This window comes from Streptomyces sp. NBC_01012 (assembly GCF_045162755.1).
Classification (GTDB): Bacteria; Actinomycetota; Actinomycetes; order Streptomycetales; family Streptomycetaceae; genus Streptomyces.
Genome location: NZ_CP108688.1, coordinates 5924252 through 5937862, shown reverse-complemented (window position 1 = coordinate 5937862; position 13611 = coordinate 5924252). Strand labels below are relative to the sequence as shown.

The following is a 13611-nucleotide window of genomic DNA, read 5'->3' as shown; positions in this document are numbered from 1 at the left end:
GTCATCCCTGACTGTTGTTCTCATGGGTGTGTACGCGGCCCTCGGGGGCCCGCGCGATGTCTGTGCGACCCAGGGAGCGTTCGATGGCCTCGCGCAGGACCTTGCGGTCGTCGAAGGGGCGTACCACTCCGTGGATGTCCTGGCCCTGCTCGTGTCCCTTTCCGGCCACCAGCACGGTGTCGCCGGCTTCGGCCCTGGCGACCGCGGCGGTGATGGCCGCGGCCCGGTCGGCCTCGACGAGCACGTCGCCGCGCTCGTGGACGGGGACCTCGGCGGCGCCGGAGAGCATCGCGGCGAGGATCGCGAGGGGGTCCTCGGAGCGGGGGTTGTCGGAGGTCAGCACGGCGGTGTCGGCGAGCCGTGCCGCGGCGGCGCCCATCGCGCCGCGCTTCGTCGTGTCCCGGTCGCCGCCGCAGCCGAGCACGATGTGCACCCGGCCCTCGGTGACCTTCCGCAGGGAGCGCAGGACGGATTCGACGGCGTCGGTCTTGTGCGCGTAGTCGACGACCGCGAGGTAGGGCTGTCCCGCGTCGACACGCTCCAGCCGGCCCGGCACACCGGGGACGGCTGCGACGCCGTCGGCGGCGATCTGCGGGTCGATGCCCGCGACGGCCAGGGTGACGATCGCGGCCAGGGTGTTGGCGACGTTGAACGGGCCGGGCAGCGGGGCCTTGGCGGTGATGCGCTCGCCCTTGGGGCCGATCACGGTGAAGGTGCTGTCCCGGGGGCCGACCTCGACGTCCTCGGCCCGCCACTCGGCGTCCGGGTGGCCCTCGGCGGAGAAGGTGACGACCGGGACGGACGCCTCGTCGACCAGCCTGCGGCCGTACTCGTCGTCGAAGTTGACGACCCCGAGCTTGCTGCGCTGCGGGGTGAACAGCTGTGCCTTCGCCTGGAAGTAGTCCTCCATCCCGGAGTGGAACTCCATGTGCTCCGGGCTGAGGTTGTTGAACACCGCGACGTCGAAGACGCAGCCGTCGACGCGGCCGAGCACCAGGGCGTGGCTGGAGACCTCCATGGCGACCGCCTCGACCCCGCGTTCGCGCATGACGGCGAACAGGGCCTGGAGGTCGGTGGCCTCGGGCGTGGTGCGCTCCGACTTGATGCGCTCGTCGCCGATCCGCATCTCGACGGTGCCGATCAGCCCCGTGCTGCGTCCGGCGCCGCGCAGTCCGCCCTCGACGAGGTAGGCCGTGGTGGTCTTGCCGGACGTCCCGGTGATGCCGATCTGGAGGAGGCCGACGCCGGGCCGTCCGTAGATCTCGGCCGCGATGTCGCCCATCCGGCCGCGCGGGTCGTCGGTGACGAGGACCGGGAGGCCGGTGGCGGCGGCGCGCTCGGCGCCCGCGGGGTCGGTGAGGATCGCGGCCGCGCCGAGGCCCGCGGCCTGGGCGGCGAAGTCGGCGCCGTGGAAACGGGCTCCGGGCAGGGCCGCGTACACGTCCCCCGGGCGCACGGCCCGGGAGTCGTGGGTGATGCCGGTGACCTCACCGGCATCCTGCGGTCCCGCACCGAGCCGGGCGGCCAGCTCTCCGATGGACGTCGGCCGCAGCCGGTCCGGGCGGGGCGCTCCCGGGTAGTTCACAGGCGCGTCCTTCTGAGTGGTTTGACACTGATCAGCGTGGGGCACGGCGGTGAGCGTACCGGGCGGACCCGGCCTCTCGCGAAGTGAGGGGCCGGGGTTGCGGTACTTCTCGTTGCGGTTCCCGTGATCAGGGGTGATGGTGGTCACTGAGGGCTACCCGAGTCATTCGCCGGGCTTGAAGGACACCGGCAGCCGGGCCGGATCGCTGCCCGAGGGAGGCGTCTGGAGGGTCTTCAGGGCGAACTCCATGACCTCCTTGTAGATCGGGCCGCAGATCTGGCCGCCGAAGTAGCTGCCCTTGGTGGGGTTCTGGATGGCGCAGTAGACGGTGATCTGCGGATCGTCGGCGGGGGCGAACCCCGCGAAGGACGCCGTGTAGCCCTTGTAGACGCCGCGTACGGGGTCGACCCGGTTGGCCGTGCCCGTCTTGCCCGCGACCCGGTAGCCCGGGATGTGGGCCTTGGCCCCGGTGCCCTGCTCGTCGTCCACGACGGACTCCAGCATCTTCGCCAGGGTCTTGGCAGTCTTCTCGCTGACCACACGGGTGCGCTTCGGGGTCTCGGACGCCGTGTAGCCGCCGTCCCCGTCCTTCGTCCCGCGGACCAGGGTCGGCTCGATCCTGACCCCGCCGTTGGCGATGGTCTGGTAGACCGATGCGGCCTGCATGGCGTTGAGGGAGAGCCCCTGGCCGAACGGGATCGTGTACTGCTGCGAGGTCGACCAGTCCTGGGGCTTGGCGATGATGCCGGGCGACTCGCCCGGGTAGTCGAGCCCCGTGGTGCTGCCGATGCCGAATTTACGCAGGTAGGAGTACAGGACCTTGTTGGCTTCCGCCTGGGTCTTCCCGAGCTGCCCGGTGGCCAGGATGGTGCCGATGTTGCTCGATTTGGCGAGTACGCCGTTGAGCGTGAGGTACCAGGTGGGGTGGTCGATGTCGTCCCTGAAGAGCCGGTCGCCCCGCTGCAGCCGGTTGGGCACGGTCACGTGCGTACCGGGCGTGGCGGCACCCTCCTCCAGCACCGCGGCCATGGACATGACCTTGCTGGTGGAGCCGGGTTCGTACACGTCCTGGAGGGCCGCGTTGCCGAGGGCCGCCGAGTTGCTCTGCGCGAGGTCGTTCGGGTCGTAGCCGGGGGCGTTGGCCATGGCCAGCACCTCGCCGGTCTTCGTGTTCTGGACGACCACGTAGCCGCGGTCCGCCTTGGACTTCTTGACCTGGTCGGCGATGGCGCGCTGGGCCGCCCACTGGATGTCGCGGTCGATCGTCAGCTCGACGTCGGTGCCCGCGACGGCCGGGATCTCCGTGGAGCCGGCGGTCGGCACGGGGCGGCCGCCCGCCTGGGCGTAGCGGATCTTGCCGTCCTCGCCCTGGAGCTCCTTGTTCAGCTGGGCTTCCAGACCGCCGCCGCCCTTGCCCTCGGCGTTGACGAATCCCAGTATCCCGGCGGCGAGGTCGCCGTTGGGGTAGACGCGCTTGGTGGTGGGCTCCTGGAGGACTCCGGCCAGTACGTCGGCCCCTGGACCGCCCTTCGCCTTGTCGGCGGCGGCCTTGTCCGCGAAGACGGCCTTGAGGTCCTTGATCTGCTTCCAGACCTGCGGTGTCTGCCGCCGTGCCAGCACCGTGTAGCGGCTCTTGGGGGTGGAGAGCTTCTTGACCAGATCCTTCTCGTCCTGGCCGAGGATCGGGGCGAGCAGGGCGGCCGCCTGCTGCGGAGCGTCCGGGGACTTGCTCTCCTTCGGCGTGAACATCTTCGGGTCGGCCGTGATGTCGTGCGCGTCGACGCTGGTGGCCAGGGCGATGCCGCTGCGGTCGGTGATCTCGCCGCGCTCGGCGGCGATGGCGTACTCCAGATAGCGGTTCTTGTCGGCCTTCGCGGCGTACGTACCGGCGTCGACGGCCTGGACCTGGAGGAGCCGCACGACGAACGCGATCATGACGAGGGTCAGACAGAGGCTGATCAGGCGGAGCCTGGGGCGCGGACTGCCCAGCCGGATGGACCGCGAGGAGCCGCCGCGTCGCTTCCTGGCCGCAGGGCGCCCGGGACGCCTGGGGTCAGGACGGGCGGAGGACCGGGGGCGCCCCTGTCCTCCGGCCGCGTTGCGGGAGCGCGCGGGGCCGGGTACACGGCGGCGCGGCGGTTCCTTGGACGGCACTGCGTCACCTGCCGGAGCTCGTCGGAGTCGGGGTCGGGGTGTTCGGGGTCGGGCTCGGCGTGTCCTGGGCGGCCGGCGCCGAGGCCGTCGACGGCGTCGTGGGGGACGCGGACGGTGCAGCGGTCGCCGAGCCCGAGGGGGAGGCCGGCGGGGAGGAGCTCGCCTCCGGTTCGGGGGCCGCGGCCGGGGACGGCTGCGCGGTGGCCTGCTCGGGTGTTCCGCGGACGGTGCCGTCCCGGTCGAGGAAGGCGGGGCTGCCGCCGGGCACCATGCCGAGCTCCCTGGCCCGGCGCTCCAGCGCGTCGGGCTCGGAGTAGTTGTCGACGTCCCGCTGGAGTGCCTGCTGCTCGTCGGTGAGCTCCGTGGTCTCCCGCTTCAGCTTGCTCAGCCTGAACGATCCTTCGTTGAGCGCCGAGTTCAGCAGCAGGAGCGAGATCAGGCCGCCCGCGAGCAGCAGCACGACCAGCAGGACGAAGGGGGTGCGGGCGGCGTTGCTCGGCCCTGACGGCATCAACCGGGCGAGCCGGCCCACCCGCCCCTTCATCTGCTCGGCCGTTCGGGTCACCGCGTCGCCACCGCCCTCACCCGCGTCGGGCGGACCCGGCGGTACGGCGCGTTCATCGCTCCTCCTCGCGGATCCGCTGGGCACCGCGCAGCCTGGCGGGGGCGGCACGCCGGTTCTCGGCGACCTCCTCCTCGTCGGGCAGCTCGGCGCCACGGGTCAGCAGCTTCAGCCGGGGCTGGTAGCGCTCGGGGACGACGGGCAGTCCGGGCGGCGCCGTGTTGGCGGCGCCGGCCGCGAAGACCTGCTTGACCAGCCGGTCCTCCAGCGAGTGGTACGAGAGGACGGCGATCCGGCCACCCACGGCGAGGCTCTGCACGGCCGCGGGAACGGCCCGCTCCAGGACACGGAGTTCAGCGTTCACCTCGATGCGCAGGGCCTGGAAGGTGCGCTTGGCCGGGTTGCCGCCGGTGCGCTTGGCGGCCTGCGGCAGGGAGTCACGGATCAGCTCGACCAGCCGGGCGCTGTTGCTGAAGGGTTCCTTCTCGCGTGCGCGCACGACGGCCGAGACGATGCGCTTGGCCTGCTTCTCCTCGCCGTACGCGCGCAGGATCCGTACGAGTTCACCCGGCGGGTAGGTGTTGAGCACCTCGGCCGCGCCGATGCCCGTCGTCTGGTCCATGCGCATGTCGAGCGGCGCGTCCTGCGCGTAGGCGAAGCCGCGGTCCGCCTCGTCCAGCTGCATGGAGGAGACGCCGAGGTCGAACAGCACCCCCTGGACCTTGGGGATCCCCAGCCGGTCGAGCACCTCGGGGAGTTCGTCGTAGACCGCGTGCACCAGCGTGGCGCGGTCGCCGTACGGGGCGAGGCGTTCGCCGGAGAGCCGGAGCGCCTCCTTGTCCCGGTCCAGGGCGACCAGCCTGGCCTCGGGGAAGGCGGCGAGCAGGGCTTCGCTGTGCCCGCCGAGCCCGAGGGTGCAGTCGACGACGACCGGGGGCCGTGGCCCCGCCTCCTCCAGAGCCGGGGCCAACAGGTCCAGGCATCGCTGGAGCATCACCGGGACATGTCGGGTCTGGCTCAAAGCGCCCTCTCAGGCTATGTCCCGTGTGGCCGCACATACGGTCTGGTCCCCGCCCGCCCGGAAGGGGAGGTCGGCCGGCACCGGGGAAGGAGGCGTCGGCCGGCCGACGAGCGGGAGAGGGCCGGGCCGCATGTACACCGCACATCACGGGGAATTCGAAACATGTAAATATGCAGAATGTGCATGCGTGTCAGTGACTTCACGTCACTTTAGTGCACCCTGCCATTCGATCCGTTCCCGATCAACGAACCGCGCAGCGCGTCGCACCGCCGCGCCGGAAGGGTGAAGCTCACCCGGCCGGGTGCCTGTCCGCGAGGCTTGTGGGTTACCTCACAACAAGCCACGTTGACGTTCTTTGTCCCCTTCCACAGCACGCCGACGGGGGCCACGAACGCTAACGTCATCAGCATGTCGACTTCTGCGCAGCCTTCCGCCGAGACATCCACCGCCGCCGGGGCCCCTTCCGGAGGGACGGTCACCGACCGCCTGGTCGAACTGAACTCGCGTTACGCGGAGGCGTTCCGCGATCCCGGCATGGACGCGCGGCCCGTGCTGCACGTCGCCGTGGTGGCCTGCATGGACGCCCGCCTCGACCTCCACGCCGCGCTCGGCCTGGAGCTCGGTGACTGCCACACCATCCGTAACGCGGGCGGCGTGGTGACCGACGACGTCATCCGTTCGCTGACCATCAGCCAGCGGGCGCTCGGCACGCGCAGCATCGTACTCATCCACCACACGAACTGCGGCCTGGAGTCGATCACCGAGGAGTTCCGGCAGGAGCTGGAGGTCGAGGTCGGACAGCGCCCGGTCTGGGCCGTGGAGGCCTACACGGACGCCGACCAGGACGTACGGCAGTCGATGCAGCGCGTGCGCACCTCGCCGTTCCTCCTGCACACGGACGACGTCCGCGGTTTCGTCTTCGACGTGACCACGGGCACGCTGCGCGAGATCCTGCCCACCTCCTGACGCCCTCGACATACGGCCCGCATCCGGCATATCGCCCTCACTTGTCCACAGGCGAGTGACACGAAGCGGTAACGGCAACAAGAATGCGGTGATGACATCTCTCCGGGTCCTCCGGAGAGTGTCCGTATTTCGGGGTGGGCCGGGCAGTTCTGTGCGTCGGCCCGTGCACAAAGGGCCGAGGAGGGCCGGGTGACGACCTATGACGATCGAGCGAGCCTCACAGATCTGACCACCACAGCCGAGCGGGTACGCAGGTCGGTCGAGGGTGTGATCGAGGGCAAGCCTGAGGTCGTACGGCTTTCGCTGACCGTGCTGCTGGCGGAGGGGCACCTCCTGATCGAGGATGTGCCCGGGGTCGGCAAGACGATGCTGGCCAAGGCGCTGGCCCGGTCCATCGACTGCTCGGTGCGGCGTATCCAGTTCACGCCCGACCTGCTGCCGTCGGACATCACCGGGGTCTCGATCTTCGATCAGCAGCGCCGGGAGTTCGAGTTCAAGCCGGGCGCGATCTTCGCCCAGATCGTGATCGGCGACGAGATCAACCGCGCGTCGCCCAAGACCCAGTCGGCGCTGCTGGAGTCGATGGAGGAACGCCAGGTCACGACCGACGGCCAGACCTACGAGCTGCCCGATCCGTTCATGGTCGTGGCCACCCAGAACCCGGTGGAGATGGAGGGCACCTATCCCCTCCCGGAGGCACAGCGCGACCGCTTCATGGCCCGGGTGTCGATCGGCTACCCGAACGCCGACGCGGAGCTCCGGATGCTCGACGTGCACGGCGGGATCTCCCCGCTGGACGACCTGCAGCCGGTGGCGCACGCCCACGAGATCGTGAAGCTGATCGAGGCGGTGCGCACGGTCCATGTGGCCGACGCCGTCCGGCGGTACGCGGTGGAGCTGGTCGCCGCCACCCGGCAGCACCCCGATCTCAGACTCGGGGCCTCACCGCGCGCCACCCTGCATCTGCTGCGCGCCGCCAAGGCATCGGCCGCGCTGAGCGGGCGGGACTACGCCCTGCCGGACGACGTCCAGGCCCTCGCGGTGGCGGTGCTCGCCCATCGGCTGCTACCGACGGCGCAGGCTCAGCTCAACCGCCGTACGGCCGAGCAGGTCGTGCTGGACATCCTGCAGCGCACCCCCGTGCCGACCTCGGGCGGTGCGGCCGCACCCGCGCAGCCCCAGCACCGGCCCGGCAGCCCGGTGTACGGCGGGCAGCCCGGCGTACGGCGGCTGTGATGGCCGCCGGGGCGCCCGGCCCCGTGGACGACAGCGACGACAAGGGCGGCCTGCGAGCGGCCCTGGGGGGTCTCACGACACGGGGGCGGTCCTTCCTGGCCGCCGGTGTGGCGGCGGCGGTCTGCGCCTATGTGCTGGGCCAGGACGACCTGCTCAGGGTCGGCCTGCTGCTGGCCGTGCTGCCCCTGGTCTGCGTCACCGTCCTCTACCGCACCCGCTACCGGGTCGCGGGCAGCCGGCGGCTCTCGCCGTCCCGGGTGCCGTCGGGCTCGGAGGCCCGGGTGCATCTGCGCATGGACAACGTCTCCCGGCTGCACACGGGTCTGCTGATGCTCCAGGACCGCGTGCCCTACGTCCTCGGCCCCCGACCCCGGTTCGTGCTGGACCGGGTGGAGCCCGGCGGCGTACGCGAGGTGTCCTACCGGGTCCGCTCCGACCTGCGCGGGCGCTACCCGCTGGGGCCGTTGCAGCTGCGGCTGAGCGATCCGTTCGGGATGTGCGAGCTGTCGCGCTCCTTCAGCGCCTACGACACCCTCGTGGTCATCCCCCGCACCGAGCCGCTGCCCGCGCTGCGGCTGACCGGGGCGGCCTCCGGATACGGCGACGGCAGGCAGCGTTCGCTGGCACTGGCCGGCGAGGACGACATCATTCCGCGCGGCTACCGCCACGGTGACGACCTGCGACGGGTGCACTGGCGCTCCACCGCGCGCTACGGCGAGCTGATGGTGCGGCGGGAGGAACAGCCGCAGCGTGCCCGGTGCACGGTGCTGCTGGACACCCGGCGCATCGCCTACGAGGGTGGCGGGCCCGGTTCGGCCTTCGAGTGGGCGGTGTCAGGGGCCGCGTCCGCGCTGGTGCACATGCTGGAGCGCGGCTTCGCGGTGCGGCTGCTCACGGACGAGGGGAACGCAGTGCCCGGTGAGGGCGCCGACGGCTTCGCCGGGTCGCAGGATTCCGCGGACTCGGCGGGCCTGATGATGGACACCCTGGCGGTCGTCGACCACTCCGACGGGGGCGGGTTCTCCCGCGCCCTCGACGTGCTGCGGGGAAGCAACGACGGGCTGCTGGTGGCGTTCTTCGGCGATCTCGACGATGAGCAGGCCTCGGTCGCGGCCAGGATGCGGCAGGGCAGCCGGGGGGCCGTCGCGTTCGTGCTGGACAGCGAGGACTGGGCGTTCGGCGGGCGGCCGGCATCACCCGCCGCCGGCCGCCTGCGGCTGCTGCGTGAGGCGGGATGGACGGTGGTGGCGGTGCCGCCCGGCGCGGATCTCGCCGGGCTGTGGCGGCAGGCGGGCCAGGAGGGACCGGCCGACCGGTCCTCCGCGGCCGGCACGACGACGGGGTACTCGGGGGGTTGGTCATGAGCGGGCGTACCCGGCTGGCGCTGTGCGCCTTCGCGGCCACACTGCTGGCGGCGGGGTCCTTGCTGCCGCTGGTCGAGACGGCGGACTGGGTTCCGCAGGCGGCGTTCCTGCTGGCCCTCCAGGGCGGTGTGGGTGTGCTGGCCCGCCGGATGGGGCTGGCCAGGATCCTGACGGTCTCCCTCCAGGTGCTCGTCACCCTGCTGTCGGTGACCGTGGTGTTCGCAGGGGAGCACGCCCTGTTCGGGTTGCTCCCCGGGCCGCAGGCGGTGCAGGGGCTCGCCGAGCTGCTGTCCGCCGGCGCCGAGGACGTCAACACGTACTCCATTCGCGCACCGGAGACGGACGGCATCCGGCTGATGCTGGTCGGCGGGGTGCTGCTGGTCGGGCTCCTCGTGGACGTGCTGGCGGTGACCCTGCGCGCCGCCGCGCCCGCGGGTCTGCCGCTGCTCGCCCTCTACTCGGTCGCGGCCGGGCTCTCCGACGGCGGGGCCGACTGGCTGTGGTTCCTGCTCGCGGCGTGCGGTTTCCTGCTTCTGCTGCTCGCCGAGGGCCGGGACCGGCTGTCCCGGTGGGGCCGGGTGTTCGGCGGTGTGTCCCGTACGTCGGGCGGGCTGACGGCCGGCCTGGACGGGCCGGGCCACGCCGTGGCATCCGTCCGCACGGGACGGCGCATCGGCGTGATGGCGCTGGGCATCGCACTGGTGGTGCCCGCGGCCCTGCCCGCTCTGGACGGCGGGCTGCTGGGCGGCACGGGCGGCGGGTCGGGCCGAGGGGGCGGCGGGGGCACGATCTCCGCGGTGAATCCGCTGGTCTCGCTGCAGAACAACCTCAACCAGCCGGAGAACCGGGAGGTCATGTCGTACCGCACCAACTCCGACAACCCCCAGGACTTCTATCTGCGCATCCTGTCCCTCGACCAGTTCAACGGCAGCGAGTGGCGGCCGTCGCCCCGCAGGCTGAAGGACGTCCCGGACAGGCTGCCGCAGCCGGCCGGACTGGACCGGGGCGTCGCCGTCACCGAGGTCAGGACGAACATCGCGGCGTCGCCCTCCTACCAGCAGACGTATCTGCCGCTCCCCTACCCGGCGAGCGAGGTGGACGTCGAGGGCCGCTGGCGGTACGAGCCCGAGGGGCGCACCCTCGTCGGCGATGACGGCCAGACGACGCGTGGCGCCCGGTACGAGGTCGGCAGTCTGGTGGTGGAGCCGACGGCCGCGCAGCTCGCCGGGTCGATGGAACCGCCTTCGGACGTGGTCCGTGAGTACACGCAGGTGCCCTCGTCCCTGCCCGATGTGGTCGAACAGACCGCCCGGCAGGTCACCGACGGCGCTGCCAACGACTACGAGCGGGCCGTGAAGCTCCAGGACTGGTTCGCCTCGGACGGCGGCTTCCGTTACGACACGACGGTGACGTCGGGTACGGGCACGGCGGCGATCGCCCGGTTCCTGAAGGAGAGGGAGGGCTTCTGCGTCCACTTCTCCTTCACGATGGCCGCGATGGCCAGGACCCTGGGCATACCGGCCAGGGTCGCGGTGGGCTTCACCCCCGGCACGGCCCAGGCGGACGGCTCGGTGTCGGTCGGGCTGCGGGACGCGCACGCCTGGCCCGAGCTGTACTTCGAGGGCGTGGGCTGGACCCGCTTCGAGCCGACCCCGTCCCGGGGCAGCGCTCCGGCGTACACCCTGCCGGACGCCCCCTCGCAGGATCCCAGCGCCTCGGCGGAGCCGACGGACGCCACCTCCGCGGAGCCCACGGCCGCCCCCTCCGTCTCCGAGTCCTGCCCCGAGCAGGCGCGCAGGCAGGGTGAGTGCGGCGCGACCGCGGCTGCCGGGGCGACGGATTCCGCCGGTCCCGGCACCTCGGCGGGCACGGTGATCCTCTGGGTGCTCGGCGCCCTGGTGGTGCTGCTGCTCCCGCTGACTCCGATGCTCTGGCGGATGCGGGCCCGGACCCGGCGACTGGGCTCATCGGGGGGACGTACCCCCGCCGATGCCGCGGCCAGGGTGCTGGCCGCCTGGTGGGAGATCACCGATTCGGCCTGGGACCACGGCATACCGCCGGACGAGTCACAGACCCCTCGCAAGGCAGCGGCACGCGTCGTGCGGCTGGGGCGGCTCGACGGCAGGTCGGCCGCCGCGGTCCACCGGGCCGCGGGTGCGGTGGAGCAGGTGCTCTACGCGCCTGAGCCGGGTGCCGTCTCCGTGCCCGCCGAGGATGTCCGGGCCGTCCGTGCGGGGCTGTGGGCCTCGTCAGGGCGGTGGGCCCGGGTGCGGGCGACACTCGCTCCGCGTTCGGCCGTCCGGGTGATCTGGGCGGTCGCTGAACGCCGCACCGAGCTCGGCCGCCGATGGGCGGACCGGCTGGGAGAGGTCCGCAGGGCGGCGAGGCTGCGCCGCCCGTCACGGCAGGAGGGCTGATCCTCCCGGGAGGCCGATCCCCGGGAGTGCGGGAAACGCGTGAGGGGCGGTCGCTGTGAGCGACCGCCCCTTACACAGGAGCGTTGAGGTTCAGCCAGGTCCGGCGTTCATGTTCTGCCCACCACCCACCGGGAAGCGGTGAACTCACTGGCCCTGTTCGTCGCGGCGGCGCTGCCACCGCTGCTCGATCCGGTTCATCATCGACCGGCGCTGCTTGGGATGTCGGCGCTCGCCTCCGCCCCCGCTCGCGCTCCCCGCCGGCTGCTGCTCACCGGGCTTCGGCGCTTTGCGCCATCCGGTGACCGCCAGCACGGCGCAGCCCAGCATGACGAGGAATCCCGCCACGCTGACCCAGGTCTGCTGGAAAACCATTCCGGCCATGAGGAGCGCGATACCCACCAGAAAACCGGCTACCGCCTGGTAGACCCGTCGTCGGGTGTACCTGCGCAGCCCGCTTCCCTCAAGCGCTGTAGCGAACTTGGGATCTTCGGCGTACAGCGCTCGCTCCATCTGCTCGAGCATTCGCTGCTCGTGCTCCGAGAGCGGCACGGAGTCCTCCTCGTCGTCGGCCGCGGGGGCGACCGGTATGCGGCCCTTCCAGGATAGGCAGGGATTCGCCCCCGTGAAACCCGCCCTCTAGCCATAGCCAGTCCGGACCGCCATGTCGGCTCGGCTGCTGAGGCGTAGATTCCCCGACCTCCGATCCGTCATGCCGGATGGTGTCACCCGATCATACGGGGCCCGCGGCCCGATCGGGTGTTCCCGGCAGTACTCCGTCTGCAGCTGCGTTGCTGATCAGCCATGCTCCCGTCGCTTTCGCGGCGGTACTCCGGCGGTGTCGGCGTCATGCCACCGTCACACTCAGGCGCGCTTCTCCCCCAGAACGTGCAGCTGGGTCGCCACCGAGTGGAACGCCGGCAGTTCCGCGACGGCCGCCTCCAGCCTGAGGAGCTCCTCCATCGCGCCTGGTTCGGTGTCCACGAGAACGCCGGGGACGAGGTCGGCGAAGACCCGCACACCGTGGACCGCGCTCACCTCGATGCCCGCGTCGCCGACCAGTGCGGTCAGCTGCTCGGCGGTGAACCTGCGGGGCACCGGGTCGCCCTCGCCCCAGCGCCCGGCGGGGTCGGCCAGCGCCTGCCTGGCCTCGGCGAAGTGCCCCGCGAGTGCCCGGGCGAGGACGGCGCCGCCGAGGCCCGCGCCGAGCAGGCTGAGCGCACCGGAGGGGCGCAGCGCGTCGACCGCGTTGCGCACGCCCTCGGCCGGGTCGTCCACGTACTCCAGGACGCCGTGGCACAGGGCCGCGTCGTACCCCGCACGGTCCACCACGTCGAAGAGGCCGAGGATGTCGCCCTGGACGCCCCGGACCCGGTCGGCGACCCCGGCCTCCTCCGCCCGGCGCTCCAGCGCGAACAGGGCGTTCGGGCTGGGGTCGACCACGGTGACCCGGTGGCCGAGCCGGGCGACGGGCACGGCGAAATTGCCGGTGCCGCCGCCGGTGTCCAGCACGTCCAGGACTTCCCTGCCGGTCACCTTGACCCGGCGCTCGAGAGCGTCCCTGAGGACCTCCCAGACCACAGCGGTACGGAGGGACGCGCGGGGGCGCAGCTGGTCCGACACGGCAGTTGACTCCTCGGCACGGTGCCGCCACGGACGGCGGAGCGTGAACAGTGCAGGTGGTACGGGTGCTCTCCACCCTATTGCCTCGCACCGCCCCGGCGGTCACCCCCGCGTCGGTCACCCCGCCTCGGTCCGCCGCCCCTCACCGTCCCCGCGTGGCTGCGGAAGGACGGGCTGGAGGACCAGCATCCGCTCGACGAGGCGCAGGAACATGGCCGCGTCGCGCAGCAGGTCGTCGGCGTCGCGGCTGGTCGCCGCGCCGGGTATGCCCGCCTCCGCACGGGCCCTGCGCCGGGCCCCCGAGGCGAACAGGGCGCTCCACTCGGTGAGTTCCGGCGCGATGTCGGGGAGCACCTCCCAGGCGCTGCGGATCCGTTCCCTGCGACGCCTGCCCGTCTCGGGCCGCCCGCGAGCGGCGAGCACGGCTGCCGCGGTGCGCAGCGCGGCGAGGTGTGCGGTGGCGTACCGCTCGTTGGGCACGTCGAGCACGGCGGCCTCGTCCAGGCCCGCGTGGGCCTGGGCGAGCAGATCGAGGGCGGCGGGCGGCGCCGTGGCGCGACGCGGCACGGGGTGGACGTCGGCTGCCGGACCGGTCAGTGAGGGGGCAGGGCTGCCTGCGCGGCGCCGCGGGGCGGCGGCTGCGGACGAGCTGGCCATGACGAACCTCCTGTCGTCGTGTGACGGCT

Annotated in this window: 11 protein-coding genes; 4 read left to right on the top strand and 7 right to left on the bottom strand. The window is 72.2% G+C overall.

The window, feature by feature from the left end; genetic code table 11:
- Nucleotide 1: 1 nt before the first annotated feature.
- Genes OG623_RS26705 through rsmH form a run of 4 tightly spaced genes read right to left on the bottom strand, consistent with a single transcriptional unit; the run spans nt 2 to nt 5322 of the window.
- Nucleotides 2-1732, bottom strand: coding sequence for a UDP-N-acetylmuramoyl-L-alanyl-D-glutamate--2,6-diaminopimelate ligase (locus OG623_RS26705; protein ID WP_406149869.1), 1731 nt, complete (start codon nt 1730-1732; stop codon nt 2-4).
- Nucleotides 1733-1747: 15 nt separating this feature from the next.
- On the bottom strand, nt 1748-3739 hold the full coding sequence (locus OG623_RS26700) for a peptidoglycan D,D-transpeptidase FtsI family protein (RefSeq protein ID WP_406149868.1): 1992 nt from the start codon (nt 3737-3739) through the stop codon (nt 1748-1750).
- Nucleotides 3740-3743: 4 nt separating this feature from the next.
- Complete coding sequence (locus OG623_RS26695) at nt 3744-4304, bottom strand: septum formation initiator family protein (protein ID WP_406149866.1); 561 nt, start codon at nt 4302-4304, stop codon at nt 3744-3746.
- A 52-nt stretch (nt 4305-4356) separates the two neighbouring features.
- Nucleotides 4357-5322 (bottom strand): 16S rRNA (cytosine(1402)-N(4))-methyltransferase RsmH, encoded by a 966-nt coding sequence (gene rsmH, locus OG623_RS26690; RefSeq protein ID WP_406149864.1) that lies wholly within the window; start codon nt 5320-5322, stop codon nt 4357-4359.
- A 408-nt stretch (nt 5323-5730) separates the two neighbouring features.
- On the opposite strand from rsmH, the gene OG623_RS26685 reads away from it, so the two are divergent.
- The 4 genes from OG623_RS26685 (at nt 5731) to OG623_RS26670 (ending at nt 11305) form a co-directional block, all read left to right on the top strand.
- Nucleotides 5731-6288 carry a beta-class carbonic anhydrase gene (locus OG623_RS26685; RefSeq protein WP_406149863.1) on the top strand — a complete coding sequence of 186 codons (558 nt, stop codon included), beginning with the start codon at nt 5731-5733 and terminating at the stop codon, nt 6286-6288.
- 189 nt (nt 6289-6477) lie between these two features.
- A complete protein-coding gene (locus OG623_RS26680) occupies nt 6478-7524 on the top strand; it encodes an AAA family ATPase (RefSeq protein ID WP_406149862.1) in 1047 nt (348 codons plus the stop codon).
- Nucleotides 7524-8888, top strand: coding sequence for a DUF58 domain-containing protein (locus OG623_RS26675; RefSeq protein WP_406149861.1), 1365 nt, complete (start codon nt 7524-7526; stop codon nt 8886-8888). The genes OG623_RS26680 and OG623_RS26675 overlap by 1 nt, the downstream gene beginning before the upstream one ends.
- Nucleotides 8885-11305 carry a transglutaminaseTgpA domain-containing protein gene (locus OG623_RS26670; RefSeq protein WP_406149860.1) on the top strand — a complete coding sequence of 807 codons (2421 nt, stop codon included), beginning with the start codon at nt 8885-8887 and terminating at the stop codon, nt 11303-11305. Before OG623_RS26675 ends, OG623_RS26670 begins: the two co-directional genes overlap by 4 nt.
- 144 nt (nt 11306-11449) lie before the next feature.
- Here the strand turns inward: OG623_RS26670 and OG623_RS26665 are convergent, their stop codons facing one another.
- From OG623_RS26665 to OG623_RS26655, 3 genes are all read right to left on the bottom strand, one after another.
- Nucleotides 11450-11854 (bottom strand): DUF3040 domain-containing protein, encoded by a 405-nt coding sequence (locus OG623_RS26665; RefSeq protein WP_406149858.1) that lies wholly within the window; start codon nt 11852-11854, stop codon nt 11450-11452.
- Between the two features lie 312 nt (nt 11855-12166).
- Nucleotides 12167-12925, bottom strand: a complete 759-nt coding sequence (locus OG623_RS26660; protein WP_406149857.1) for a class I SAM-dependent methyltransferase — start codon at nt 12923-12925, stop codon at nt 12167-12169.
- A 117-nt stretch (nt 12926-13042) separates the two neighbouring features.
- Nucleotides 13043-13582, bottom strand: coding sequence for an SAV_6107 family HEPN domain-containing protein (locus tag OG623_RS26655; RefSeq protein ID WP_406149855.1), 540 nt, complete (start codon nt 13580-13582; stop codon nt 13043-13045).
- Nucleotides 13583-13611 lie beyond the last annotated feature (29 nt).

Bases quoted from the DNA above. Each gene is read 5' to 3' on its own strand.
- OG623_RS26655 (WP_406149855.1), bottom strand. From the start codon at position 13,582: ATGGCCAGCTCGTCCGCAGCCGCCGCCCCGCGGCGCCGCGCAGGCAGC.
- OG623_RS26670 (WP_406149860.1), top strand. From the start codon at position 8,885: ATGAGCGGGCGTACCCGGCTGGCGCTGTGCGCCTTCGCGGCCACACTG.
- OG623_RS26675 (WP_406149861.1), top strand. From the start codon at position 7,524: ATGGCCGCCGGGGCGCCCGGCCCCGTGGACGACAGCGACGACAAGGGC.
- OG623_RS26685 (WP_406149863.1), top strand. From the start codon at position 5,731: ATGTCGACTTCTGCGCAGCCTTCCGCCGAGACATCCACCGCCGCCGGG.